The organism is Serratia sp. CY27727, assembly GCF_052169275.1.
Lineage (GTDB): Bacteria > Pseudomonadota > Gammaproteobacteria > Enterobacterales > Enterobacteriaceae > Serratia > Serratia sarumanii.
This window is the reverse complement of the sequence record NZ_JBJNLB010000003.1, coordinates 236,889-258,502: the sequence shown is the minus strand read 5'-3', so window position 1 is coordinate 258,502 and position 21,614 is coordinate 236,889. Positions and strand designations below refer to the sequence as shown.

20 protein-coding genes are annotated in these 21,614 nt (G+C 62.1%); 10 read left to right on the top strand and 10 right to left on the bottom strand.

Features of this window, described 5'->3' with window-relative positions; translation table 11 throughout:
* Positions 1 to 41 precede the first annotated feature (41 nt).
* Entirely contained in the window at positions 42 to 773 is a 732-nt protein-coding gene (gene deoD, locus ACJ8HB_RS10765; protein WP_004933059.1) for a purine-nucleoside phosphorylase, read from the top strand.
* Positions 774 to 941: 168 nt separating this feature from the next.
* Here deoD and ACJ8HB_RS10760 read toward each other — a convergent pair whose 3' ends face one another.
* Positions 942 to 1,625, bottom strand: coding sequence for a YtjB family periplasmic protein (locus tag ACJ8HB_RS10760; protein WP_033637029.1), 684 nt, complete (start codon positions 1,623 to 1,625; stop codon positions 942 to 944).
* A gap of 110 nt (positions 1,626 to 1,735) precedes the next feature.
* On the opposite strand from ACJ8HB_RS10760, the gene serB reads away from it, so the two are divergent.
* The 4 genes from serB (at position 1,736) to ACJ8HB_RS10740 (ending at position 7,017) form a co-directional block, all read left to right on the top strand.
* Positions 1,736 to 2,713: a phosphoserine phosphatase gene (gene serB / locus ACJ8HB_RS10755; RefSeq protein ID WP_016929162.1), complete on the top strand. Its 978-nt coding sequence runs from the start codon at positions 1,736 to 1,738 to the stop codon at positions 2,711 to 2,713.
* Positions 2,714 to 2,732: 19 nt separating this feature from the next.
* Positions 2,733 to 4,118 (top strand): DNA repair protein RadA, encoded by a 1,386-nt coding sequence (gene radA, locus ACJ8HB_RS10750; RefSeq protein WP_047569394.1) that lies wholly within the window; start codon positions 2,733 to 2,735, stop codon positions 4,116 to 4,118.
* 58 nt (positions 4,119 to 4,176) lie between these two features.
* Positions 4,177 to 5,451, top strand: a complete 1,275-nt coding sequence (gene nadR / locus ACJ8HB_RS10745) for a multifunctional transcriptional regulator/nicotinamide-nucleotide adenylyltransferase/ribosylnicotinamide kinase NadR (protein ID WP_047569392.1) — start codon at positions 4,177 to 4,179, stop codon at positions 5,449 to 5,451.
* A 132-nt stretch (positions 5,452 to 5,583) separates the two neighbouring features.
* Positions 5,584 to 7,017 (top strand): glycosyltransferase family 39 protein, encoded by a 1,434-nt coding sequence (locus ACJ8HB_RS10740; RefSeq protein WP_033649129.1) that lies wholly within the window; start codon positions 5,584 to 5,586, stop codon positions 7,015 to 7,017.
* Between the two features lie 31 nt (positions 7,018 to 7,048).
* On the opposite strand, the gene ACJ8HB_RS10735 is transcribed toward ACJ8HB_RS10740, so the two are convergent.
* The gene (locus tag ACJ8HB_RS10735) at positions 7,049 to 8,050 is read right to left on the bottom strand and encodes a zinc-binding alcohol dehydrogenase family protein (RefSeq protein ID WP_047569390.1); all 1,002 of its coding nucleotides are present in this window, start codon (positions 8,048 to 8,050) and stop codon (positions 7,049 to 7,051) included.
* 97 nt (positions 8,051 to 8,147) lie between these two features.
* Between ACJ8HB_RS10735 and ACJ8HB_RS10730 the strand changes: the two genes are divergently transcribed.
* Entirely contained in the window at positions 8,148 to 9,059 is a 912-nt protein-coding gene (locus tag ACJ8HB_RS10730) for a LysR family transcriptional regulator (RefSeq protein WP_033637033.1), read from the top strand.
* A 41-nt stretch (positions 9,060 to 9,100) separates the two neighbouring features.
* Here ACJ8HB_RS10730 and ACJ8HB_RS10725 read toward each other — a convergent pair whose 3' ends face one another.
* Together ACJ8HB_RS10725 and ACJ8HB_RS10720 are read right to left on the bottom strand one after the other, a co-directional pair.
* Entirely contained in the window at positions 9,101 to 10,096 is a 996-nt protein-coding gene (locus tag ACJ8HB_RS10725) for an NADP-dependent oxidoreductase (protein WP_047569386.1), read from the bottom strand.
* A 13-nt stretch (positions 10,097 to 10,109) separates the two neighbouring features.
* Complete coding sequence (locus tag ACJ8HB_RS10720; protein ID WP_047569384.1) at positions 10,110 to 11,078, bottom strand: SDR family NAD(P)-dependent oxidoreductase; 969 nt, start codon at positions 11,076 to 11,078, stop codon at positions 10,110 to 10,112.
* Positions 11,079 to 11,241: 163 nt separating this feature from the next.
* On the opposite strand from ACJ8HB_RS10720, the gene ACJ8HB_RS10715 reads away from it, so the two are divergent.
* On the top strand, positions 11,242 to 12,147 hold the full coding sequence (locus ACJ8HB_RS10715; RefSeq protein ID WP_047569381.1) for an AraC family transcriptional regulator: 906 nt from the start codon (positions 11,242 to 11,244) through the stop codon (positions 12,145 to 12,147).
* Positions 12,148 to 12,176: 29 nt separating this feature from the next.
* Here the strand turns inward: ACJ8HB_RS10715 and ettA are convergent, their stop codons facing one another.
* From ettA to ACJ8HB_RS10695, 4 genes are all read right to left on the bottom strand, one after another.
* On the bottom strand, positions 12,177 to 13,844 hold the full coding sequence (ettA, locus tag ACJ8HB_RS10710; RefSeq protein ID WP_025159620.1) for an energy-dependent translational throttle protein EttA: 1,668 nt from the start codon (positions 13,842 to 13,844) through the stop codon (positions 12,177 to 12,179).
* Positions 13,845 to 13,986: 142 nt separating this feature from the next.
* Positions 13,987 to 14,484, bottom strand: coding sequence for an OmpA family protein (locus ACJ8HB_RS10705; protein WP_033649136.1), 498 nt, complete (start codon positions 14,482 to 14,484; stop codon positions 13,987 to 13,989).
* A 38-nt stretch (positions 14,485 to 14,522) separates the two neighbouring features.
* Positions 14,523 to 15,770: a diguanylate cyclase domain-containing protein gene (locus ACJ8HB_RS10700; RefSeq protein ID WP_047569378.1), complete on the bottom strand. Its 1,248-nt coding sequence runs from the start codon at positions 15,768 to 15,770 to the stop codon at positions 14,523 to 14,525.
* Positions 15,767 to 16,378 (bottom strand): YfiR family protein, encoded by a 612-nt coding sequence (locus ACJ8HB_RS10695; RefSeq protein WP_369783288.1) that lies wholly within the window; start codon positions 16,376 to 16,378, stop codon positions 15,767 to 15,769. Before ACJ8HB_RS10695 ends, ACJ8HB_RS10700 begins: the two co-directional genes overlap by 4 nt.
* Before the next feature lie 632 nt (positions 16,379 to 17,010).
* Between ACJ8HB_RS10695 and sltY the strand changes: the two genes are divergently transcribed.
* Both sltY and trpR read left to right on the top strand, forming a co-directional pair.
* Positions 17,011 to 18,939: a murein transglycosylase gene (gene sltY / locus ACJ8HB_RS10690; protein WP_033637039.1), complete on the top strand. Its 1,929-nt coding sequence runs from the start codon at positions 17,011 to 17,013 to the stop codon at positions 18,937 to 18,939.
* A 54-nt stretch (positions 18,940 to 18,993) separates the two neighbouring features.
* Positions 18,994 to 19,323, top strand: coding sequence for a trp operon repressor (gene trpR / locus ACJ8HB_RS10685; protein ID WP_004933017.1), 330 nt, complete (start codon positions 18,994 to 18,996; stop codon positions 19,321 to 19,323).
* An 11-nt stretch (positions 19,324 to 19,334) separates the two neighbouring features.
* On the opposite strand, the gene yjjX is transcribed toward trpR, so the two are convergent.
* Positions 19,335 to 19,853, bottom strand: coding sequence for an inosine/xanthosine triphosphatase (gene yjjX, locus ACJ8HB_RS10680; protein WP_033637040.1), 519 nt, complete (start codon positions 19,851 to 19,853; stop codon positions 19,335 to 19,337).
* A gap of 101 nt (positions 19,854 to 19,954) precedes the next feature.
* Here yjjX and gpmB point away from each other — a divergent pair, with 101 nt between their 5' ends.
* A complete protein-coding gene (gene gpmB / locus ACJ8HB_RS10675; RefSeq protein ID WP_025305227.1) occupies positions 19,955 to 20,602 on the top strand; it encodes a 2,3-diphosphoglycerate-dependent phosphoglycerate mutase GpmB in 648 nt (215 codons plus the stop codon).
* Here gpmB and robA read toward each other — a convergent pair.
* Positions 20,599 to 21,468, bottom strand: coding sequence for an MDR efflux pump AcrAB transcriptional activator RobA (robA, locus tag ACJ8HB_RS10670; RefSeq protein ID WP_033637041.1), 870 nt, complete (start codon positions 21,466 to 21,468; stop codon positions 20,599 to 20,601). The two genes, gpmB and robA, sit on opposite strands and share 4 nt — an antisense overlap.
* Positions 21,469 to 21,614 lie beyond the last annotated feature (146 nt).

Here is a 21,614-nt window from a genome sequence, read left to right as displayed (position 1 = left end):
TTGACGTTTTTATTAAATAAGATTTCTAAAGGAAGAAAATTATGGCTACGCCGCACATTAATGCTGAGATGGGTGATTTCGCTGACGTAGTACTGATGCCGGGCGATCCGCTGCGTGCAAAATACATCGCCGAAACCTTCCTGGAAGGCGCGGTGGAAGTGAACAACGTGCGCGGCATGTTGGGCTTCACCGGCACCTACAAAGGCCGCCGCATCTCCGTAATGGGCCACGGCATGGGCATCCCGTCCTGCTCCATCTATGCGCGCGAGCTGATCGCAGAATTCGGCGTGAAGAAGATCATTCGCGTGGGCTCCTGCGGCGCGGTGCGTGACGATATCAAACTGCGTGACGTGGTGATCGGCATGGGCGCGTGCACCGACTCCAAGGTGAACCGTCTGCGCTTCAAGGACAACGACTACGCGGCGATCGCCGACTTCGACATGGTGCGCAACGCGGTCGACGCGGCGGCGGCGCAGGGCATCCCGGCGCGCGTGGGCAACATCTTCTCCGCCGATCTGTTCTACACCCCGGATCCGGACATGTTCCAGGTGATGAAGAAGTACGGCATCCTGGGCGTGGAAATGGAAGCGGCCGGCATCTACGGCGTGGCGGCGGAGCTGTACGAAGAGTTCGGCTGTAAGGCGCTGACCATCTGCACCGTGTCCGACCACATCCTGCGTCACGAAGCGACCACGGCGGCGGAACGCCAGACCACCTTTAACGAAATGATCGTTATCGCGCTGGAATCCGTGCTGCTGGGCGACAAAGCGTAATACCCCGGCGGGCGTCATCATGGCGCCCGCCCGTCAATCTATTCATTCCGCTTGGCCAGTTTTGGCTAACGCTTTACCTTTCAACTGGTTATTGATGAAGCCGTTACGGGCAATCTATTCACCGAAAGGACAATAAACGGCACGATCACATTCAGCGCCTGGCCTGAGTTACCCCTTCTTCGGCGCTTCCTGTTTTGCCTCCGGCGCATCCTCTTCGTCGTCTTCCACCGTATTGCCTTCTGCCAACGGCGTGTTGGCGGTCAACAGGTACGGCGACTGCTGCCAGCGGCTGCGGCGGTGTTGCAGCAGGGTGCGCGCCAGAATGATGCCGATCGCCAGCGCCAGCAGGATCATCAGGCGCAGCAGGTTGGTGGTGTTGTCCACCTGCTTGGACTCGGTCGCCAGCACGTGGGTGTCGAGGGTGATGCGGATAAAGCCGATCGGGCCGTCTTTGCCCTGAATGGATTCGACCAACTGGTGGTTGAAGTAGCTGCCGGCGCGTTTGCCGTCGAGCGACAGGCGATCGCGTATACTTATCTGCTCCCCGGCGTGGGAGACCAGCGTGCCGTCCAGCTGATACACGCTGACGTCGAGAATGCGGCTGTGATCGGTGAGCTGCTTGAGGATGGCGTCGATGCGCGGGTTGTTGCCGTCGTCGTCCAGCAGCGGCGCCAGGCTGTAGGCGACCTGTTTGGTCAGCGTCTGCGCCAGCTCTTCGACCTGTTCGGATCGCGCCATTTGGTGACTCAGGCTAAAATAAGAGGCACCCTGCATCAGCAGCACCAGCAAAGCCAGGCAAATCAGGATAATAGCGGTACGGTGCAGGCGAAATTTCAGTTTAGCGCGAGCCATGCAGGTTCCTTGGGCATCGGGGACACTTTATGTTGCCAGAACCGCTGGCGATAGGATAGCTTGATGCGTCGTTTTATCATGCAGCGTTTTTGTCCATTCAGGAGTCAATGATGTCAAACAGTCTGACCTATTGCGATCTTCCGGCGGAGATCTCTCAATGGCCGGGTCTTCCCCTTTCGCTCAGCGGCGACGAAGTGATGCCGCTGGACTACCGGGCGGGCAATACCGGGTGGCTGTTATACGGCAGAAAGCTGGACAAGGCGCGCATTACACAATTCCAACGCAAGCTGGGCGCGGCGATGGTGATCGTCACCGCCTGGGGCGTGGACGACTATCAGGTGGTGCGCCTGGCGGGCACCTTGACGCCGCGTGCCAAGCTGCTGGCGGCGGAGAGCGGGCTGGACGTGGCGCCGCTCGGCAAGATCCCGCACCTGCGCACGCCGGGGCTGCTGGTGATGGACATGGATTCGACGGCGATCGAGATCGAGTGCATCGACGAGATCGCCAAGCTGGCGGGCGTCGGCGAACAGGTGGCGGAAGTCACCGAACGCGCGATGCGCGGCGAGCTGGACTTTACTGCCAGCCTGCGCCAGCGCGTCGGCACGCTGAAAGGGGCCGACGCCAACATCCTCAAGCAGGTGCGCGACGAGCTGCCGCTGATGCCGGGGCTGACCAGCCTGGTGGGCAAGCTGCAGGCGATGGGCTGGCATGTGGCGATCGCCTCCGGCGGCTTCACCTACTACGCCGAATACCTGCGCAACCGGCTGCGGCTGGTGGCGGCGGCGGCCAATGAGCTGGAGATCCGCGACGGCAAGCTGACCGGCGAAGTGCTGGGGCCGGTGGTGGACGCGCAGTTCAAAGCCGATACGCTGCTGCGGCTGGCGGAGAAGCTGGAGATCCCGCTGGCGCAGACCGTGGCCATCGGCGACGGCGCCAACGATTTGAAAATGATGCAGGCGGCGGGGTTGGGCATCGCCTACCACGCCAAGCCGAAAGTGTATGAAAAAGCGCAGGTGGCGATCCGGCATGCGGATCTGATGGGCGTGCTGTGCATTCTCACCGGCAGCCTGAAACACGAAGTGCGATAACGAAAGATTGAGGTAAGACGTGGCAAAAGTGGCAAAACGGGCATTTGTGTGCAATGAGTGCGGGGCGGACTATCCGCGTTGGCAGGGGCAGTGCAGCGCCTGTCATGCCTGGAACACCATCACGGAAGTGCGTTTGGCCGCGTCGCCCGCTGCGGCGCGCAACGATCGCCTCAGCGGTTATGCCGGCGACGCCGGCGTCAGCAAGGTGCAGAAGCTGTCGGAAATCAGCCTGGAGGCGCTGCCGCGTTTCACCACCGGCTTTCTCGAGTTCGACCGCGTGCTGGGCGGCGGTGTGGTGCCCGGCAGCGCCATTCTGATCGGCGGCAACCCCGGCGCCGGCAAGAGCACCCTGTTGCTGCAGGTGCTGTGCAAACTGTCCGAGCAGATGAAAACCCTGTACGTCACCGGCGAGGAGTCGCTGCAGCAGGTGGCGATGCGCGCTCATCGTCTGGGGCTGCCGACCGGCGGCCTGAACATGCTGTCGGAAACCAGCATCGAGCAGATCTGCCTGATCGCCGAGCAGGAACAGCCGAAGCTGATGGTGATCGACTCGATCCAGGTGATGCACATGGCGGACATTCAGTCTTCGCCGGGCAGCGTGGCCCAGGTGCGCGAAACCGCCGCCTACCTGACGCGCTTCGCCAAGACGCGCGGCGTGGCGATCGTCATGGTCGGCCACGTCACCAAAGACGGCTCGCTGGCCGGGCCGAAAGTGCTGGAACACTGCATTGACTGTTCGGTGCTGCTGGACGGCGACGCCGATTCCCGCTTCCGCACCCTGCGCAGCCACAAGAACCGCTTCGGCGCGGTCAACGAGCTGGGGGTGTTCGCCATGACCGAACAGGGGCTGCGCGAAGTCAGCAACCCTTCGGCGATCTTCCTCAGCCGCGGCGATGAAGTCACCTCCGGCAGCTCGGTGATGGTGGTGTGGGAAGGCACCCGGCCGCTGCTGGTGGAGATCCAGGCGCTGGTGGATCACTCGATGATGTCCAACCCGCGCCGCGTGGCGGTGGGCCTGGAGCAGAACCGGTTGGCGATCCTGCTGGCGGTGCTGCACCGGCACGGCGGGCTGCAGATGTCGGATCAGGACGTGTTCGTCAACGTGGTCGGCGGGGTGAAGGTCAGCGAGACCAGCGCCGATCTGGCGCTGCTGATGTCGTTGGTGTCGAGCCTGCGCGATCGGCCGCTGCCGAACGATCTGGTGGTGTTCGGCGAAGTGGGGCTGGCGGGAGAAATCCGTCCGGTGCCGAGCGGCCAGGAGCGCATCTCCGAAGCGGCCAAGCACGGTTTCAAGCGCGCCATCGTGCCGCACGGCAACATGCCGAAGAAGCCGCCGGCCAACATGCAGGTGTTTGGGGTCAAGAAGCTGGCGGACGCGCTCGACGTGCTGGAAGAGTTTTATTAATGTCGCCGACGGCGAGTAAGATATGCTATTTTGTTTAGCATACTAAACGGAGGTGGCCATGCCGCAATTTGATTACCTGAAGACGTCCATTAAGCAAAAGGGCTGTACTTTGCAGCAGGTGGCGGATGCCAGCGGCATGACCAAGGGCTATCTGAGCCAGCTGTTGAACGACAAAATCAAAAGCCCGAGCGCGCAAAAGCTCGAGGCGCTGCACCGTTTTCTCGGGCTGGAGTTCCCGCGTAAAGAGGTCAAAGTCGGCGTGGTGTTTGGTAAATTTTACCCGCTGCACACCGGCCACATCTATCTGATCCAGCGCGCCTGCAGCCAGGTGGACGAACTTCACGTTATCTTGTGCCACGATGAACCGCGCGACCGCGAGCTGTTCGAGAACAGTTCGATGTCGCAACAGCCAACGGTCAGCGATCGCCTGCGCTGGCTGCTGCAGACCTTCAAGTACCAGAAAAACATCCATATCCACTCGTTCGACGAGCAGGGCATCGAACCCTATCCGCACGGCTGGAACGTGTGGAGCGACGGCATGAAGGCCTTTATGGAACAGAAGGGCATCGTGCCGAGCTTCATCTATTCCAGCGAAGCGCAGGATGCGCCGCGCTACCGCGAGCATCTGGGCATCGAAACCATCTTGGTCGATCCCGAGCGTTCGTTCATGAACATCAGCGGCAATCAGATCCGCCAGGATCCGTTCCGCTATTGGGACTACATCCCGACCGAGGTGAAGCCGTTCTTCGTGCGCACCGTGGCGATCCTCGGCGGCGAGTCGAGCGGCAAGTCGACGCTGGTCAACAAGCTGGCCAACATCTTCAACACCACCAGCGCCTGGGAATATGGCCGCGATTACGTGTTTTCGCACCTGGGCGGCGACGAGATGGCGCTACAGTACTCCGACTACGACAAAATCGCTCTCGGGCAGGCGCAATACGTGGATTTCGCGGTCAAGTACGCCAACAAGGTGGCGTTTATCGATACCGATTTCGTTACCACCCAGGCGTTTTGCAAAAAGTATGAGGGGCGTGAACACCCCTTCGTGCAGGCGCTGATCGACGAATACCGTTTCGATCTGGTGATCCTGCTGGAAAACAACACGCCGTGGGTGGCGGACGGCCTGCGCAGCCTTGGCAGCGCCGCCGATCGCCTGGCGTTCCAGCACCTGCTGGAGGAGATGTTGCGCGCCAACAACATCGAGTACGTGCACGTTGAATCCAGCGATTACGAAGAGCGTTTCCTGCGCTGCGTCGAGCTGGTGCAGCAGCTGCTGGCGGCGGACGCTGGCCGGTTGGCGAATGCGCCCGCCCATCGCCACGCCGGAGGCTGAGAAAATTAGCGGAATGTGCGGTCGCGGCGGCAGAAACGCCTCTGTGGCGCACATTTAACGGCTTGTTTAAACATGGTTCATTCGGTAGCGACTAGGTTAAGATTTTCTTTACAATAACGCTCAGAAGAAGACATGTCTTATCGCTTACTCGTTCTCTGGTTGATCTGCTATGCCGCAGCCTGGACGCTGCTGACCGTTCATCTCGATCCCACTCTGCCTTACGACGCCGTCGAGGCGCTCAACTGGGGCCTCAACGCCGAGTGGGGCTCACCGAAAAATCCTTGGCTGGTCGGTGCGGCGATGCAGCCGGCGATCTGGCTCCCGTGGCTGCCGCTGAACCTGTACTGGTATGGCGGGCACTTCATCGCCATCGCCATCGGCATGTTGGGCGTCTGGCTATTGGCGCGCCGCCTGAGCGGCAGCACCTCGCTGGCCTGGATGGCGCTGCTGACGCTCAACCTGTCCGGCATCATCAATTTCGACATCATTCCCTACAACGACAATTACCTGTTGGTGATGCTGTGGCCGTGGATGGCGCTGTTCTTCCACCTGGCGATCTCGCGTTCGGCCAACTGGTGGCCGGCTTTCGCATTGGTGGCCGGTCTGGCGATGATGGCGAAATACTCGACCTTCGCCTTCGTCTATTTCGCGGCGCTGTCGACGCTGTTCGTACCGCAGATCCGCCGCTGCTATCGCCAGCCGCAGTTCTATCTGGCGGTGGCGATCTGGTTGGCGCTGGTGCTGCCGAACCTGTTCTGGCTGTGGAACCATGACTTCGCCGCCTTCAAGTGGGTGGATTCGCAGATCAAGATGCAGCTCAACCTCGATATGCTGCAGTCGCTGCTGCTGGTGTTCTATCCGTCGCTGGCGCTGTGGGTGATCCTGCGGCGCAGCGGGGCGGTGCTGGCCTGGCCAGCGGCGTTGCCGATGCGGGTGTTGCTGTGGGTCTACCTGTTGCCGCTCGGCATCATTACCTTCTGGTTCTCTTTCAACGTCGGCGGCCGGCTGACCGAGTGGCTGCAGCCGTTCTTCATGTTGGCGCCCGCGCTGCTGGTTGGCTGCGTGCGCCAGCCGCCGGTGCGTTCGCTGCGCGCGGCGACCATCGGGCTGATGTGCGCGGCGCTGGCGGTCTATCTGGGGTATGCCGCGGTGATGCTGGGCAACGTGCGCAACGCCGGCCAGAAAATGGTGGGTATCAAGGCGTTCAGCGTCGGAGTGGAGCGGCTGTGGCAGGAGCGGTATGGCGTCAGCCTGCGCTACGTCGGCGGCGAATACCTGTCGCAGTGGATGACGGTGTACGCCGGCTCCCGGCCGCAGACCATTACGCGCTGGTCCAATCATACGCGGCCGAATATCTACAACGTCAACATCAGCTATCCGCAGATTGCGCAGCACGGCGTCGCTCTGTTCGGGCGGTTGGGTGAAGACTGCGCGCACAGCGACTTCGGCGGCGAGCTGGCCCACTGGCCGAAGATGCGCCTCGATTGGCAGCAGACGCTGACGTTCCGCGCCGATCCGCATGCCGACGAGCAAGCGCTGTGCGTCGGCTTCGTTCGTCCGCAGTAACGGCGGCGCAAAACGCCGCCGCGATTCAGGCTTAGTAAGCGATAACCAGCTTGCCTTGCATATGGCCGCCGAGCAGCTGTCGATGCGCGGCGGTCAGCGTTTCTACCGACAGCCCGTGCAGAGTTTCGCTCAGCGTGGTGCTCAGCTTGCCCTCGTCCAGCAGCTGCGCCACCTGTTGGAGGATCTGGCCCTGCTGCGCGATGTCCGGGGTGGTGAACATGCTGCGGGTGAACATGAATTCCCAGTGCAGCGCGGCGCTCTTCAGCTTCAGCGCGTTTTGATCCAACGGCTGCGCGTTCTCGACGATGGTGCAGATATGGCCCAGCGGCGCGACCAGCTCGGCCATCGCCGGCCAGTGGCCGTCGGTATCGTTCAGGCACAGGATGTAATCCACCTGCTCGATGCCGTGCTGCGCCAGCTCGCCCTTCAGATCGCGGTAGTCCACCACCAGATCGGCGCCGCGCTCACGGCACCAGGCGGCGGATTCCGGCCTTGAGGCGGTGGCGATCACTTTCACCTTGCTGCGCAGCGCGGCCAGCGGAATGGCCAGCGAGCCGACGCCGCCGGCGCCGCCGATGATCAGCAGCGTCTTGTTCTCCGGCGCGTCCTGAATGTTCAGGTGTTCGAACAGCGCTTCCCAGGCGGTGAGGGCGGTGAGCGGCAGGGCGGCGGACTCGGCCCAGTTCAGGCTGCGCGGCTTGTGCGCGGCGATGCGTGAGTCGATCAACTGGTGGCTGCTGTTGCTGCCGGGGCGGGTGATGTCGCCGGCGTACCACACTTCATCGCCGGGCTTGAAGCCGCTGACGCCGCTGCCCACGTCTACCACCACGCCGCTGGCGTCCCAGCCGAGGATGCGCGGCTGCTGCAGGCCGCTCTTTTGCAGACCGGCGTGCACTTTGGTGTCCACCGGGTTGACCGACGCCGCTTTCACTGCCACCAGCAGATCGTACTGGCCGGGAACCGGCATCTCCGGTGAGATTTCGATGAAACCGGCGGGGTTCTGCGGGTCTACGGCAATGGCTTTTATCGACATGATTGTGCTCCTTTTAAATGATGTCCCCAGTGTAGACCCGCGGCAGTGGGGTGATAAGATGGACAATATCTAACGGAGTGTTCGTTTAAGGTGAACAATGGAATTCAAACAGCTGCAGGACATGGCGCTGTTCGCGCTGGTGGCGGAGTGCGGCAGTTTCACCGCCGCCGCGCAGCGCGTCGGGTTGCCGAAGTCCAGCGTCAGCCAGCGCATCAGCCAGCTCGAACAGACGCTGGGGCTGCGCTTGCTCAATCGCACCACGCGCCAGCTGAACCTGACCTTCGCCGGTGAGCGCTATCTGGAACATTGTCAGGCGATGATGTCCGCCGCGGAACGCGCCGATCTGGCGTTGCAGCGGCTGCGCGATAACCCGAGCGGCCGCCTGCGGATTTCAACGCCCGCCGGGCTGGGGGCGACCCTGGTGGCGCGGCTGGCGGCGGATTTTCAGCGCCAATACCCGGACGTTTCGCTGGAGGTGTCGGTGTCCGACGCCATGGTGGATCTGGTGCAGGAAGGCTTCGACGCCGCGCTGCGCACCGGCAAGCCGCAGGATTCTTCGCTGATCGGTCGCCGTCTCGGGTATGCGCCGCGCTATCTGTTGGCCGCGCCGTCCTATCTGGCGCAGCATCCGCCGATCGAACACCCGCAACAACTGCAACAGCATCGCTGCATTGCCCACCGCGCCTGGACGGCCTGGAACCTGCGCTGCGGCGACGACTACTACCGTTGGCAGCTGCCGCTGGCGCACACCACCGACAACCTGCTGTATGCGCGTGAATGCGCTATCGCCGGCGCGGGGATCACGCTGTTGCCGGCGTTTCTCAGCCGCGAGGTGGTGGCGCAGAAGCTGTTGGTGGAAGTCTTGCCGGCGTGGCGCGCGGAGGGCAACGAGCTGTATCTGGTTTACCCGAGCCGCAAGCTGAATTCCCCGGCGCTGGCCTGCTTCATCGATGTGGTGCTGCAGCATCCGGCGTTCGACGACTACGCCCGCGAGCTGCCGCGGGAATAAGAACCAAGGAAGCCCAGGCCGCTCCTGGGTTAAACAAGATATTACGTCACTTGCACGATGCGTTTTCCTGTGTTTTCCCCCGCCAGCAGGCCAACCAGGGCCGCGGGCAGCAGCTCAAAACCGGCGATCAGATCTTCGATGACCGCTAATTTCTCCTCCGCGACCCAGGCCGTGAGCGCCGTCAGCGCCTGTTCTTGTCGGTGAAGGAAGTCGGCCAACAGGAACCCCCGCATCGTCAAGCTGTTGACGATCAGCAAACCGGGGATCCCGGCCGGCGCGGCCGGTGGGGAGGCCGTATCGTACTGCGACACCGCGCCGCAGCAAACAATGCGCCCCTGTTTCGCCATGTGCGGCAGGCAGGCCGCCAAAATATCGCCGCCGACGTTGTCGAACAGCACGTCAATGCCGTTGGGGCACGAGCGGCGCAGGCCGTCATGCAGATTCCCCGCCTTATAATCTATCGCCGCATCGAAACCCAGCCTGTCCGTCAGCAGAGCCGTTTTGGCGGCGCCGCCGGCAATGCCCACCGTGCGGCAGCCGTGGAGTCGGGCGATTTGTCCGGCGAACATGCCTACCGCCCCTGCGGCGGCGGAAATGACGACGGTTTCATCGGCCTTGGGGCGTCCGCATTCCAGCAGGCCGAAGTAAGCGGTGAGTCCGGGTACGCCGTAAACGCTGAGTAAGTGCGTATGCGGAACGATGTCCGGCTGTTTGAGCGCCTCAGCCGCCGGCAGGGCCGTGAAGGTTTGCCAGCCGGTTTCCGCCAACACGATATCGCCGGCGGCCAGCAGGGGAGAGCGCGACGTGACGACTTCGGCCAGCGTCGTCGCGGCCATGATGTCTCCTGGCTGCAATCCGGAACGATAGGTGACGCCCTGCATCCAGGCTCTGCTGGCCGCATCCAAAGGCACGTAAAGCGTGCGCAACAGAACCTCTCTGGGGCCGGGGATCGGCATCGGGGTCTCGTGAGTCTGAAAACAATCGACGGTCAGCTTTCCCTGTGGGAGTTTGCCGAGGATGATTTGGCGATTCTGCATAGGGGGCTCCTGTTTAAATCTTGCCGAAGATGTCGATGCCGGTGAGTTGCGCCGACAATTCCCACAGGCGTTGGGCCTGTTCAGGATCGACGGCGTAGCTTTTTACGCCGCTGAAGGAAAGGCCCTCGTCATCGTTGCGCCGGGCGATATCGCAGTCTTCGCAATACAATCCGCCAAGGCCATTGAGTTGAGGCGATGTCGCCGCCCACACCTGGGTTGCCGCACCCTGTTGCGGCGTTTTCAGCATTTCCGGGTGGGCGGGTTTGCCGTCGGCGTCGATCCAGTCCAATGCGAGCATCTCTTCCTGCGAGAGGTAACGCTGCAGTGGCGTGGGGATCATGCCGGGATGCAGCGTGAAGGCGCGTACACCGGCGGCTCGTCCTCGTTTGTCGAGGTGCACGGCGAATAACGCATTAGCGGTTTTCGACTGGCCGTAGGCCCGCCACTTGTCATAGCCGCTGTGAAACTGCACGTCATTCCAGCGTATGGCGCTGGCATGGTGGCCGGAAGAGGAGATGACGACAACGCGGGCGCCGCCCGCCAATGCCGGCCAGAGGTGGTTCACCAGCGCGTAATGCCCCAGGTGGTTGATCGCGAATTGAGCCTCCCAGCCTGGACCGATGCGGGTTTCAGGACAGGCCATGATGCCGGCGCCGCAGATCACCATATCGAGGTGGGCGCCGGTCGCCAGAAGATGTTGCGCGAACTCTCTGATGTTGTTCAGATCGGCCAAATCAAGCTCATAAATGTCGACGTTGCTGATACCGGCGAGGGCCAGACGAGTGCGGGCGATGACGGGATCGCGGGCGGCGACAATCACCTGTGCTCCCGCCTGCGTCAATGCGCGAGTCGTTTCCAACCCCAGGCCGGAATGGCCGCCGGTGACCAGCGCCGTCATGCCGGCCAGTTGACGATCTTTGAGCACGTCGGCGGCGGTGGTGGTGGCGTTGAAGCCAGAGCCGATGGGCGTTTGTTTGTTCATTGGGGATTCCTCGCTGTGGTTGGCTGTGACACAGGGAGTGTAAATCGGCGCTATCCGGCGGATGAATGCAACAAAAACCTAATTTCTGTCGCCATCGTCCTAAAGTCTTCGGCCAGCGCATCGCGCGGGTTATGCTCTTGCAAGATCTTTATGGGGAGAGGATATGGATCCTTTATCGGAAGTGCTGGCGCCACTGAACAGCCAGAATGCGTTTTTCGGCGGCCTGAAGGCCGGCGGCGACTGGGCCGTTCATTTTCCCGCTCCGCAAGGCGGGAAGTTCAATGCGGTGGTGCGCGGCGGCTGTTGGTTGGCGGCGGAAGGGCTGGCAGAACCGCTGTGGCTGGCGGCCGGCGACTGTTTACTGCTGACTCGCAGCCTACCGCTGACCGTCGGCAGCGACTTGTCTCTTCCGGCGCTCGACGCCGACGCGCTTTATCTGCAGGCGCAAAACGGCGTGGCGCGCTGCGGCGAGGGGGAAACGTGCCTGTTTATCGGCGGCCGTTTTAGCTTTGGCGAGGAGGTGGAGCGGCTGTTCGGCAGCCTGCCCGCGTTGATGGTGATCCGCGGGGGCACGGAAGAGGCAGCCGTGCTGCAATGGGCGCTGCAGCGGCTGGCGGATGAGCTGGTGAGGCCTTCGCCGGGCAGTACGTTGATGGCGCATCATCTTGGGCAAATCATGTTGACCCAGGCGCTGCGGATTTACCTGATGGGGGAGGAGAGTGCGGCGTCCGGCTGGCTACCCGCTTTGTTCGATCCGCGCATCGGCGCCGCGATGCAGGCGGTACATGCCGATCCGGCCCGGCGCTGGACGGTGGCGGCGTTGGCCGATGCGGCGAGCGTTTCCCGTTCGACGTTGGCGCTGCGCTTCAAGCAGAAAGCCGGCATGGCGCCGCTCGAGTACGTGTCGCGCTGGCGTATGCTGCTGGCGGCGCGGGCGCTGCGTACCGGCGGCGAACCGATCTCCGCTATCGCGCAGCGTTTGGGGTACGATTCCGACAGCGCTTTCAGCCACGCGTTCAAACGCGTGATGGCGTGCTCACCGCGCGACTATCGCCGGGCGCAGGCGTAAAAAAGGCGCCGCATGCGGCGCCTCGGGCATTACTTGGCGATCTTCTTGTACTTGATGCGGTGCGGCTCGAGTGCGTCGGCGCCCAGCGTACGCTTTTTGTACTCTTCGTACTCGGTGAAGTTGCCTTCGAAGAATTCCACCTTGCCTTCATCCTGGTAGTCCAGAATGTGGGTGGCGATACGGTCGAGGAACCAACGGTCGTGCGAGATCACCATGGCGCAGCCAGGGAATTCCAGCAGGGCGTTTTCCAGCGCGCGCAGGGTTTCGATATCCAGGTCGTTGGTCGGTTCATCGAGCAGCAGCACGTTGCCGCCAACCTGCAGCAGCTTGGCCAGGTGCAGACGGCCACGCTCACCGCCGGACAGCTCGCCCACGCGTTTGCCCTGATCGACGCCCTTGAAGTTGAAGCGGCCGACATAGGCGCGGCTCGGCATCTCGGTGTTGCCGATGCGCATGATGTCCTGCCCGCCGGAGACTTCTTCCCACACGGTTTTCGAACCGTCCATGCTGTCGCGGAACTGATCGACGGATGCCAGCTTGACGGTGTCGCCCAGCACGATGCTGCCGGAATCAGGCTGTTCCTGGCCGGACATCATGCGGAACAGCGTGGATTTACCCGCGCCGTTCGGGCCGATGATGCCGACGATTGCCCCTTTCGGCACCGAGAACGACAGGTCGTCGATCAGCAGGCGGTCGCCGTAGGACTTGCGCAGGTTGCTGACTTCGACCACTTTGTCGCCCAGGCGTGCGCCAGGTGGAATGAACAGTTCGTTGGTTTCGTTACGTTTCTGGTATTCGGTGTTGTTCAGCTCTTCGAAACGGGCCAAACGGGCCTTGCCTTTGGACTGACGGCCTTTGGCGCCCTGACGCACCCACTCCAGCTCTTTCTCGATCGACTTGCGGCGAGCGGCTTCGGCGGACGCTTCCTGCGCCAGACGCGCGTCTTTCTGCTCCAGCCAGGAAGAGTAGTTGCCTTCCCATGGAATGCCCTCGCCGCGGTCCAGTTCGAGGATCCAGCCGGCCACGTTATCCAGGAAGTAACGGTCGTGGGTGATCGCCACCACGGTGCCTTCGAAGTCGTGCAGGAAGCGTTCCAGCCAGGCCACGGACTCGGCGTCTAGGTGGTTGGTCGGTTCGTCCAGCAGCAGCATGTCCGGTTTTTCCAGCAGCAGGCGGCACAGCGCGACGCGGCGGCGTTCACCCCCGGACAGGTGGGCGATTTTGGCGTCCCAGTCCGGCAGGCGCAGCGCGTCGGCGGCGCGTTCCAGCTGGGCGTTGAGGTTGTGACCGTCGTGCGCCTGAATGATCTCTTCCAGGCGGCCCTGTTCGGCGGCCAGCTTGTCGAAGTCTGCGCCTTCTTCGGCGTACAGCGCGTACACTTCGTCCAGGCGTTTCAGCGCGCCGACCACTTCCGCCAGCGCTTCTTCCACCGACTCACGCACGGTGTGTTCGAGGTTAAGCTGCGGCTCCTGCGGCAGGTAACCGATCTTGATGCCCGGCTGCGGGCGCGCTTCCCCTTCGATATCGGTATCGATGCCGGCCATGATGCGCAGCAGGGTGGACTTACCGGCGCCGTTCAGACCCAGTACGCCGATTTTGGCCCCAGGGAAGAAGCTCAGGGAGATGTTTTTCAAAATATGACGCTTCGGCGGTACCACCTTGCCGACGCGGTGCATGGTATAGACGTATTGAGCCACGTTGCTCTAAGCCTCTCTATATCAGTATTTATAGGATGTCTGGCGGCATGAGTGTAGCCCGTTTCGATCTCGGATCCCAGACATCGCTCAGCGATCGCTAAGTATAACCGTTTATGCGCCGATAAAGGCGCATATTGGTGGCTTATGGCGTGACGACGATCGCGACGCGGCGGTTTTCCGCGCGGCCGCTGGAGGTGCGGTTATCGGCAACGGGATCGCGCTTGCCCATGCCGCGGGTTTCGATATTGGCGCGCGGAATGCCGACGCTGGCCAGCAGATCGGCCACCGCATCGGCGCGGCGCAGGGAGAGCTGGTCGTTATAGCTGTCTTCACCGTAGTTGTCGGTATGGCCGTCCAGGCGGAACTTGGTGATGCCGACGCTCAGCAGCGCGCGGCCCATCTTCTGCACCGTCTCGGTGCTTTCCGGGTTCAGCTTGCCGATGTTGTTGCCGAACAGCACTTTATCCGACAGGCCGAACTCCCAGCCGTTATCGGTCAGCTTGAAGCCCTGCGATTGCAGCAGCGCGATCTGCTCGGGCGTCAGGCCCTGCGGTTTGCTCTGGCAGCCGGCGAGCGCCAGCAGGGCGACGAATACCATCGTCAGCAGTGAAAAACGACCTTTAAACAGTTGCTGTATCATAGTCAAAATCCCTAGTTCAAGTGTTATAGCCGGGGCTCTTATTTATGTATAGCCAGCCGCCAGCCTCCGTTATAACGATGCTTTGCCTGATACATCGCATCGTCAGCTTCGTGCAAAAGACCCTGAGGCGTCGACGCGTGATCAGGGTACAGCGCAATACCGATACTCAGAGAGGTAATGACCGCCTCGTCGTTCGGCAAAATGACCGGTTGCGTCATGCAGTCGATGATGTTGTCAGCGATCTGCAGGACATCTTCCGTGCCGTGTACCGGCGCCAGCAGCACGGCGAATTCATCCCCGCCCAGACGCGCGACCAGATCGGTCTCGCGCAGCTGCGCGCGAATGCGCCCGGCAATGGTGGTCAGCACCGCATCGCCTGCGGCGTGGCCGTAACTGTCGTTCACCTCCTTGAAGCGATCGCCGTCGATAAACAGCACCGCCAATTTCGCCGGCGGTTCGATATCGCCCAGCGCCCGGCTCAGCCGCCCTTCGAAGAAGGCGCGGTTCGGCAAGCCGGTCAGGCTGTCGTGCGTCGCCCGGTGAGCCAGCGAGTCGTTCTCCTGCTTCAGATGGGCCTGCCAGGCCTCCAGCTCGTCGAGCAAGCCGTTGAAATCGTTGCTGAGCTCATGCAGCTCGGCGATCGGCGCCGACGGCACCCGCAGGCCGAAGGTGCGATCGCGGCGCACCGCGTGCGCCACGTTGGCGATGTCGTCCAGCGAACTGACGATGCCGACCAGCATACGCCGTGACAACACCAGGGCGCACAGGGTGCTGAGCACCATGCAGGCGATCATGCCGACCAGGCCGCGCAACAGGAAACGCAACAGGCTGCCGCCGTTGCCGCTCAACCAGACCTGGCCGACCTGTTTGCCCCCGTGAGAAATAGGCAGGATGACCGGCTCGGGCAGCGCCCAGTGCGCAACCATCTGCTCCAGACCGTGCAGCGGGCTGTCGGAGGGATGGCGCCAGCTGGCCAGCATCTTGCCTTTATTATCCAGAATGCGCGCCTCCAGGATCTCTTCGTTGGAGGCGATCAGCATCAGCGCCTCACGCGCGGCGGCGCCGTCTTCAAACACCACGGCGGCCTCGACGGTATAGCTGATGGAGCGCGCGATCAGGTGCAGGTTGTGGTCGGCATAGGCGCGCAGCGCAAACAGCGCCACCAGCGTCAAAAAGATGCCGGCGGTGCCGACGGCGATCAGCGCCAGCCCAAGATGCACCCGCTGCAGCACTCGGCCCAGCGTCGGGCGCGCATTGCAGGCGCGGTTTCTGTGCAACAGCCTCATAGCGGCGGCGCCTGTTTGCGTGCCAGCTGCAGCACGTTGGGGTGAACGCGCACGCCGCTGCGCGCCAGAGCGTCCAGGTTGACCTTGAAACTGGCCTGGTCCCCATCGATCTGCAGGCAAAATGCGCTGCCGGCGGAGCATTCGCTATCGTTCTCGCTGATGCTGAGAATGGAGTTGCCGGAAATGCGCTGCATGAAATTTTGTCTCTGCGCGGCGGTGATGTTCCCTAAGTAGATGACATCGCAGCCGGTACTCAGCGTTGGGCTGTCGAACGGCACACGCTCGGCTTTAATCGGACGCGGGGCGCTCAGCAGGATCGGATCGAACAGCCCTTCGGCATACTGGGTGGGTGCGGTCACGCACAAGCGGATCGGATTGGGTTCACGCGACCAGCGGGCGTAGCTGATGATGCCTACCACCACGGTCGTCACGGCGTGCGTGCGTTTTTGATAGGGATCATCGGCGGCGCGCGCAGGCCCGGACAACGTCAGCAGCACCAACAACACGATCAGCAGCAGGCGACCGATATTCAGACGTGCGCCAAGGAAGCCCGGCACGGGGCTTTTTGCGCAACGCATCGCTATCGCGGTCTTATTCGCCATCTTCACCCGCCATTCCGGCCTGAACCACCGCCCGCAGGCCGTGGCCTGACAAGGAAAAGTTCGGCCCGCTTGAAGGGACAATCGTTTTGCTGAAAGCTGTCAGTCGCACTGCCTAATGAACACTATCTCACCCATAATTGGCGCGGATTGTATTATAAGATGTCTTCGTTGGGCGCTTTATGTGCTGTTTTCTCGGAATTATCCTACTTATTTTTGATAGTATAAAAATGCCTACCCGGGTTTGCCACCGCTTTTCTGCAAAGTTGGCGCGTTTGGCCAGCTGTCAGGCGATTTGCGCAACGGCAGCGTCATCTCACAAATGCAATAATGTCATAGCTAATAATTAAAAATTATTTTACTTCTCTCATAAATGCCGGGGTGGCTAATAAAAATCCGGTGGCTGGAAATATCCCGTCGGCCTGATTTGTCAGCCAAAGTAAACGTTTTTACCTGGCTCCCGTCATGGCGATACACTTCTTCTTCTACAGTATTGAATGGATGAGCGATTGCGCTGTCTATGGTAGATATCTGCGTCCGGGCCGTGCGCCCGGCTTTATTTTGTCCCGCTGCGCCGTGGCGCGGCGGTCACCGGGGAGCTGGGCGGCTCCTGCGGTCCAACCAGTGAGGAAAGAGCGAGGATGGTCAAGGTGGACAAGCGACGGCTGTTGGCAATGGGCCTGTGCCTGACGGCGTTTTCAGGCGCGGCGCTGGCGGATTCTCTGGATGCGCAACGTCAGCGCTACCAGCAGATCAAACAGGCATGGGACGGCAATCAGATGGGCGTGGTGGCGCAGCTGATGCCGACGCTGCGCGATTATCCGCTTTATCCTTACCTGGAATACCGCGAGCTGACACAGGATCTGAGCCAGGCGGGGTTCTCCGAGGTGAACGACTTTATCAAACGCAACCCGACGCTGCCGCCGGCGAAATCACTGGCCCCGCGCTTCGTCAATGAGCTGGCGCGGCGCGAAGACTGGCGCACCCTGTTGGCCTTCAGCCCGCAGCCGCCCAAACCGGTGGCGGCGCGCTGCAACTATTACTACGCCAAATGGGCCACCGGCGATCAGCAGGCGGCCTGGAGCGGCGCCGACGAACTGTGGCTGAACGGCAAAACGCTGCCGGGCGCCTGCGATCGGCTGTTCAGCGTCTGGCGCGGCGCAGGCAAGCAGACGCCGCTGGATATTCTGGCGCGCATGAAGCTGGCGTTGAAGGAGGGCAACAGTTCGCTGGTCAGCAACCTCTACAGCCAGCTGCCGGCCGACTACCAGACCATGGGCAACGCCCTGGTGCGCTTGCAAAACGATCCGACCACCGTGGAAGCCTTCGCCCGCAGCGTGGGGCCGACCGACTTTACCCGCGCCGCCACCGGCATCGCCTTTGAGCGCCTGGCGCGGCAGGATGTGGAAAACGCGCGGGCGATGATCCCGACGCTCGCGCGGCTGCAGAAAATGAGCGACGACGAGCGGCTGGGACTGGAAGAGGCGGTGGCCTGGCGCCTGATGGGCAGCGATGCCACCTATGAACAGGCGCAGTGGCGCGATCGGGTGATTCTGCGCAGCCGTTCGCCTTCGCTGCTGGAGCGCCGGGTGCGCATGGCGTTGGGCAACGGCGATCGGCAGGGCGTGGCGACCTGGCTGGCCCGCCTGCCGGAGGCGTCGCGCAACAAGGATGAGTGGCGCTACTGGCGCGCCAGTCAGTTGATGGACGAAGGCAAACGCGCCGAAGGCGAGGAGATATTGCGTAACCTGATGACCGAACGCGGCTTCTATCCGATGGCGGCGGCGCAGAAGCTGAACGCCACTTATCCGGTGATGGTGGCGGTGGCGGCCAAGCCGCGCGCGTCGCTGGTCGACGGGCCGGAGGTTGCCCGGGTGCGCGAGCTGATGTACTGGAACATGGACAACCTGGCCCGCAGCGAGTGGGGCTCCTACGTCGCCAGCCGCAGCCGGCCGGAACAAGAGGCGCTGGCGCGCTACGCCTTTGAGCAAAAATGGGCCGATCTGAGCGTGCAGGCGACCATCGTCGGCAAGCTGTGGGATCATCTGGAGGAGCGCTTCCCGGTCGCCTGGCCGCAGGAGTTCCGCCGCGCCACCGATGACAAGGGGATCACCACCAGCTACGCGATGGCGATAGCGCGCCAGGAGAGCGCCTGGAATCCGAAGGCGCAGTCGCCGGTTGGCGCTTCCGGCCTGATGCAGGTGATGCCGCGCACCGCGCAGCATACGGTGCAGATGTTCAATATTCCCGGCTACGTCGGCCCGAGCCAGCTGTTCGATCCGCAGACCAACATCACCATCGGCACCAGCTATCTGGAGTCGGTCTATCAGCAGTTCGGCCGCAACCGGATTCTGTCGAGCGCCGCCTATAACGCCGGCCCGTCACGGGTGAACACCTGGCTGGGCAACAGCGCGGGGCGTATCGATCCGGTGGCGTTCATCGAAAGCATTCCGTTCTCGGAAACCCGCGGCTACGTCAAGAATGTGCTGGCCTACGACGCGTTTTACCGCTATCTGACGCACCGGCCGGCCAAGGTGCTGACCGACGCCGAGTGGCAGAGACGTTATTGATTTTGACGGCCCTATGGTATGCTGCTGTACTAGTTAAATAGTATGGTGGCTGCCATGACGCAATTATCGTTAAACGACCCCGCTCTTTCAGAACAAGGCAATGAGGATTGGCTGCGCTTCGTCGCGCTGCTGCAGAATTCGTTTGCGCAAGAGCTGCATCAACCGCTGCTGCAGCTGATGCTGACGCCGGACGAGCGCACCGCGCTGGGCACCCGGGTGCGGATCATTCAGGAGCTGATGCGCGGCGAGATGAGCCAGCGCGAGCTGAAAAATGAACTGGGCGCGGGGATCGCCACCATCACCCGCGGCTCGAACAGCCTGAAAGCGGCTTCACCCGAGCTGAAACAGTGGCTTGAGCAGCAGCTGTTGCACGACGCGCCCTAGCGGGATCGGTGCTATTGCTGATAGATGGCGTTGTGAAACGGCACCAGCGCCAGCAGCAGCGCCTGGTGGTAAACGCTGGTGCGGCTCAGCCGGCCGTCGGTGAAGACGCCGATGGCGCCGCCCTGGCGCTTCACCTCGGCATTGCCGGTGATCGCCGCCATTTCGCTGCCCAATTCGCGACCGGCGCGAATACCTTGTAAGATGACTTCCGGCAGCATCAGGCTCGCCGAGCGGGATTCGCCGCGGATGTGCGGGTTCTCGATGGTCATCCAGGCGAAGGTCATATTCTCTTCAATCCCGGCTTCCACGCCGACCCAAAAATCGGCCTCGGGCCTGACCTGGCGCGCTTCCATGACGCGTTGACGCGAGCCGGTGCGGGTTTCGTGGTTGCCTATCGGCTGCAGCGAGACGCCGCTGGCGACGTCAACGGATTCAATGCGGTATTGGTTCGCGCCAAAGACGTCATCGAAGGCCAGTTGAATAGCCTTGATCTTTGCCGGGTTGGTAGTTGCAGCGACAACATGGTACATAACGGGTTTGATATCCTTCTGGCCGATACGCCGGGCAGCGGCAAAAGCGCCGCCGGGCCGGGGATAAACGCAAATTTCACGCAGTATAACGGAAAACAAAAATGTTACAGGTATACCTCGTTCGCCATGGCGAAACGGAATGGAACGCGGCTCGCCGCATCCAGGGTCAGTCCGACAGCCCGTTAACCGCCATGGGTGAACACCAGGCCCGTCTGGTCGCCAGGCGCGTCAGCAAGGAAGGCATTACGCACATCATTACCAGCGATCTGGGGCGCACGCGCCGCACCGCGCAGATCATCGCCGAAGCCTGTGGCTGCGAAGTGATAGGCGATCCGCGTTTGCGTGAGCTGCACATGGGGGTTCTGGAAGAACGCCTGATCGACAGTTTGACGCCGCAGGAAGAGCAGTGGCGCAAACAGATGGTCGATGGTACTCCTGACGGCCGTATCCCTCAAGGCGAATCCATGGAGGAACTGGGCGAGCGCATGCGCGCCGCGCTGGAGAGCTGCCTGATGCTGCCGGAAGGCAGCAAACCGTTGCTCGTCAGCCATGGCATCGCGTTGGGGTGTTTGATCAGTACGGTGCTGGGGCTGCCGGCCTATGCGGAACGCCGTTTGCGCTTGCGCAACTGTTCACTGTCGCGCGTCGATCACCAGCAGAGCCCGTGGCTGGCTTCCGGCTGGATCGTGGAGACCGCGGGCGATGTCACGCATCTGGACATGCCCGCGTTGGACGAACTGCAGCGTTAACGCCGAATCGGGATCAGGTAGTCGCACTTGATCTCGATAGGTGCCTGATGCGGACGGCGTTCGCCTTTCGGGTAGAAGCGTTCGATGTCGTGCCCTTTGCGGCGCGTCAGCTGGAGCGCCGGTAGGCAGGTGCCGTAGACCGTCAGAATAAAGTCTTGCAGGCCCTCAGTGGGCCCTTCGTAGCTGAACATCGCAAACTCACCGCCCGGCAACACCAGCGGCTGGCCTTCCTGCGCCTTGTCAGGCACCTGATCCGGCTCCAGCGCCGTGGTGTACAGCACTTCCTGTTCGTCGTCCTTCTCCTGGCTCGGCCGCGAGTGGTGCAGCCCGTACAGTACCGGCGGCAGGGTTTCGACGTCACCGAGGAATTGGCGCCAGAACTGCGAGCGCAGCTCGGTGCGCACGGTGGTGATCTGTTCCAGCGTACAGGAGTAGCTTTGGGTCAGGCCGACCAGGCGCTTGTCCGGCAGCGAGACGAATTCCGGCTGCGGCAGGGTAAAAGCCCCCAGACGGATCGGCGGGCAGATGCCGAATGCGTTCCAGTCTTCGGCGCGGCGGTACAGCGCCGGCGTTTGCGCAAACTGTTTTTTGAAGGCGCGGGTGAAGGTCTGCTGCGAGTCGAAGCGATACTGCAGGGCGATATCCAAAATCGGCCGGCTGGTCAAACGCAGCGCGACGGCGGCTTTGGACAGCCTCCTTGCCCGGATGTAAGCACCGATGGCGTTACCGGTAATATCTTTGAACATCCGTTGCAGGTGCCATTTGGAATAGCCGGCCTTGGCCGCCACGTTATCCAGCGACAAGGGTTGGTCCAAATGGCTTTCCAGCCAGCTAAGCAGATCACGAATGATACCGGCTTGATCCATAGATCTTCCTCGTAAAGCTTGGGGGTAGGAACCCGAACTGTTGATTCGTCACGCTGGTGCTGCGCTATCAGACCGATCCATGAGCCATTATGCGTTGCACTCTTTGCCTCTGCTGCGCTTGCCGCGCCAGAGTTGGATTGGGGTAC

What these genes read in the sequence shown, in the direction of transcription:
- robA (WP_033637041.1), bottom strand. Translation starts at nt 21,468, where the DNA reads ATGGATCAAGCCGGTATCATTCGTGATCTGCTTAGCTGGCTGGAAAGC.
- ACJ8HB_RS10705 (WP_033649136.1), bottom strand. Translation starts at nt 14,484, where the DNA reads ATGATACAGCAACTGTTTAAAGGTCGTTTTTCACTGCTGACGATGGTA.
- trpR (WP_004933017.1), top strand. Translation starts at nt 18,994, where the DNA reads ATGACGCAATTATCGTTAAACGACCCCGCTCTTTCAGAACAAGGCAAT.
- ACJ8HB_RS10725 (WP_047569386.1), bottom strand. Translation starts at nt 10,096, where the DNA reads ATGCAGAATCGCCAAATCATCCTCGGCAAACTCCCACAGGGAAAGCTG.
- nadR (WP_047569392.1), top strand. Translation starts at nt 4,177, where the DNA reads ATGCCGCAATTTGATTACCTGAAGACGTCCATTAAGCAAAAGGGCTGT.
- ACJ8HB_RS10720 (WP_047569384.1), bottom strand. Translation starts at nt 11,078, where the DNA reads ATGAACAAACAAACGCCCATCGGCTCTGGCTTCAACGCCACCACCACC.
- ACJ8HB_RS10760 (WP_033637029.1), bottom strand. Translation starts at nt 1,625, where the DNA reads ATGGCTCGCGCTAAACTGAAATTTCGCCTGCACCGTACCGCTATTATC.
- ACJ8HB_RS10700 (WP_047569378.1), bottom strand. Translation starts at nt 15,770, where the DNA reads ATGAGGCTGTTGCACAGAAACCGCGCCTGCAATGCGCGCCCGACGCTG.
- ACJ8HB_RS10740 (WP_033649129.1), top strand. Translation starts at nt 5,584, where the DNA reads ATGTCTTATCGCTTACTCGTTCTCTGGTTGATCTGCTATGCCGCAGCC.
- gpmB (WP_025305227.1), top strand. Translation starts at nt 19,955, where the DNA reads ATGTTACAGGTATACCTCGTTCGCCATGGCGAAACGGAATGGAACGCG.
- ACJ8HB_RS10730 (WP_033637033.1), top strand. Translation starts at nt 8,148, where the DNA reads ATGGAATTCAAACAGCTGCAGGACATGGCGCTGTTCGCGCTGGTGGCG.
- yjjX (WP_033637040.1), bottom strand. Translation starts at nt 19,853, where the DNA reads ATGTACCATGTTGTCGCTGCAACTACCAACCCGGCAAAGATCAAGGCT.
- ACJ8HB_RS10715 (WP_047569381.1), top strand. Translation starts at nt 11,242, where the DNA reads ATGGATCCTTTATCGGAAGTGCTGGCGCCACTGAACAGCCAGAATGCG.
- sltY (WP_033637039.1), top strand. Translation starts at nt 17,011, where the DNA reads ATGGTCAAGGTGGACAAGCGACGGCTGTTGGCAATGGGCCTGTGCCTG.
- ACJ8HB_RS10735 (WP_047569390.1), bottom strand. Translation starts at nt 8,050, where the DNA reads ATGTCGATAAAAGCCATTGCCGTAGACCCGCAGAACCCCGCCGGTTTC.
- deoD (WP_004933059.1), top strand. Translation starts at nt 42, where the DNA reads ATGGCTACGCCGCACATTAATGCTGAGATGGGTGATTTCGCTGACGTA.
- serB (WP_016929162.1), top strand. Translation starts at nt 1,736, where the DNA reads ATGTCAAACAGTCTGACCTATTGCGATCTTCCGGCGGAGATCTCTCAA.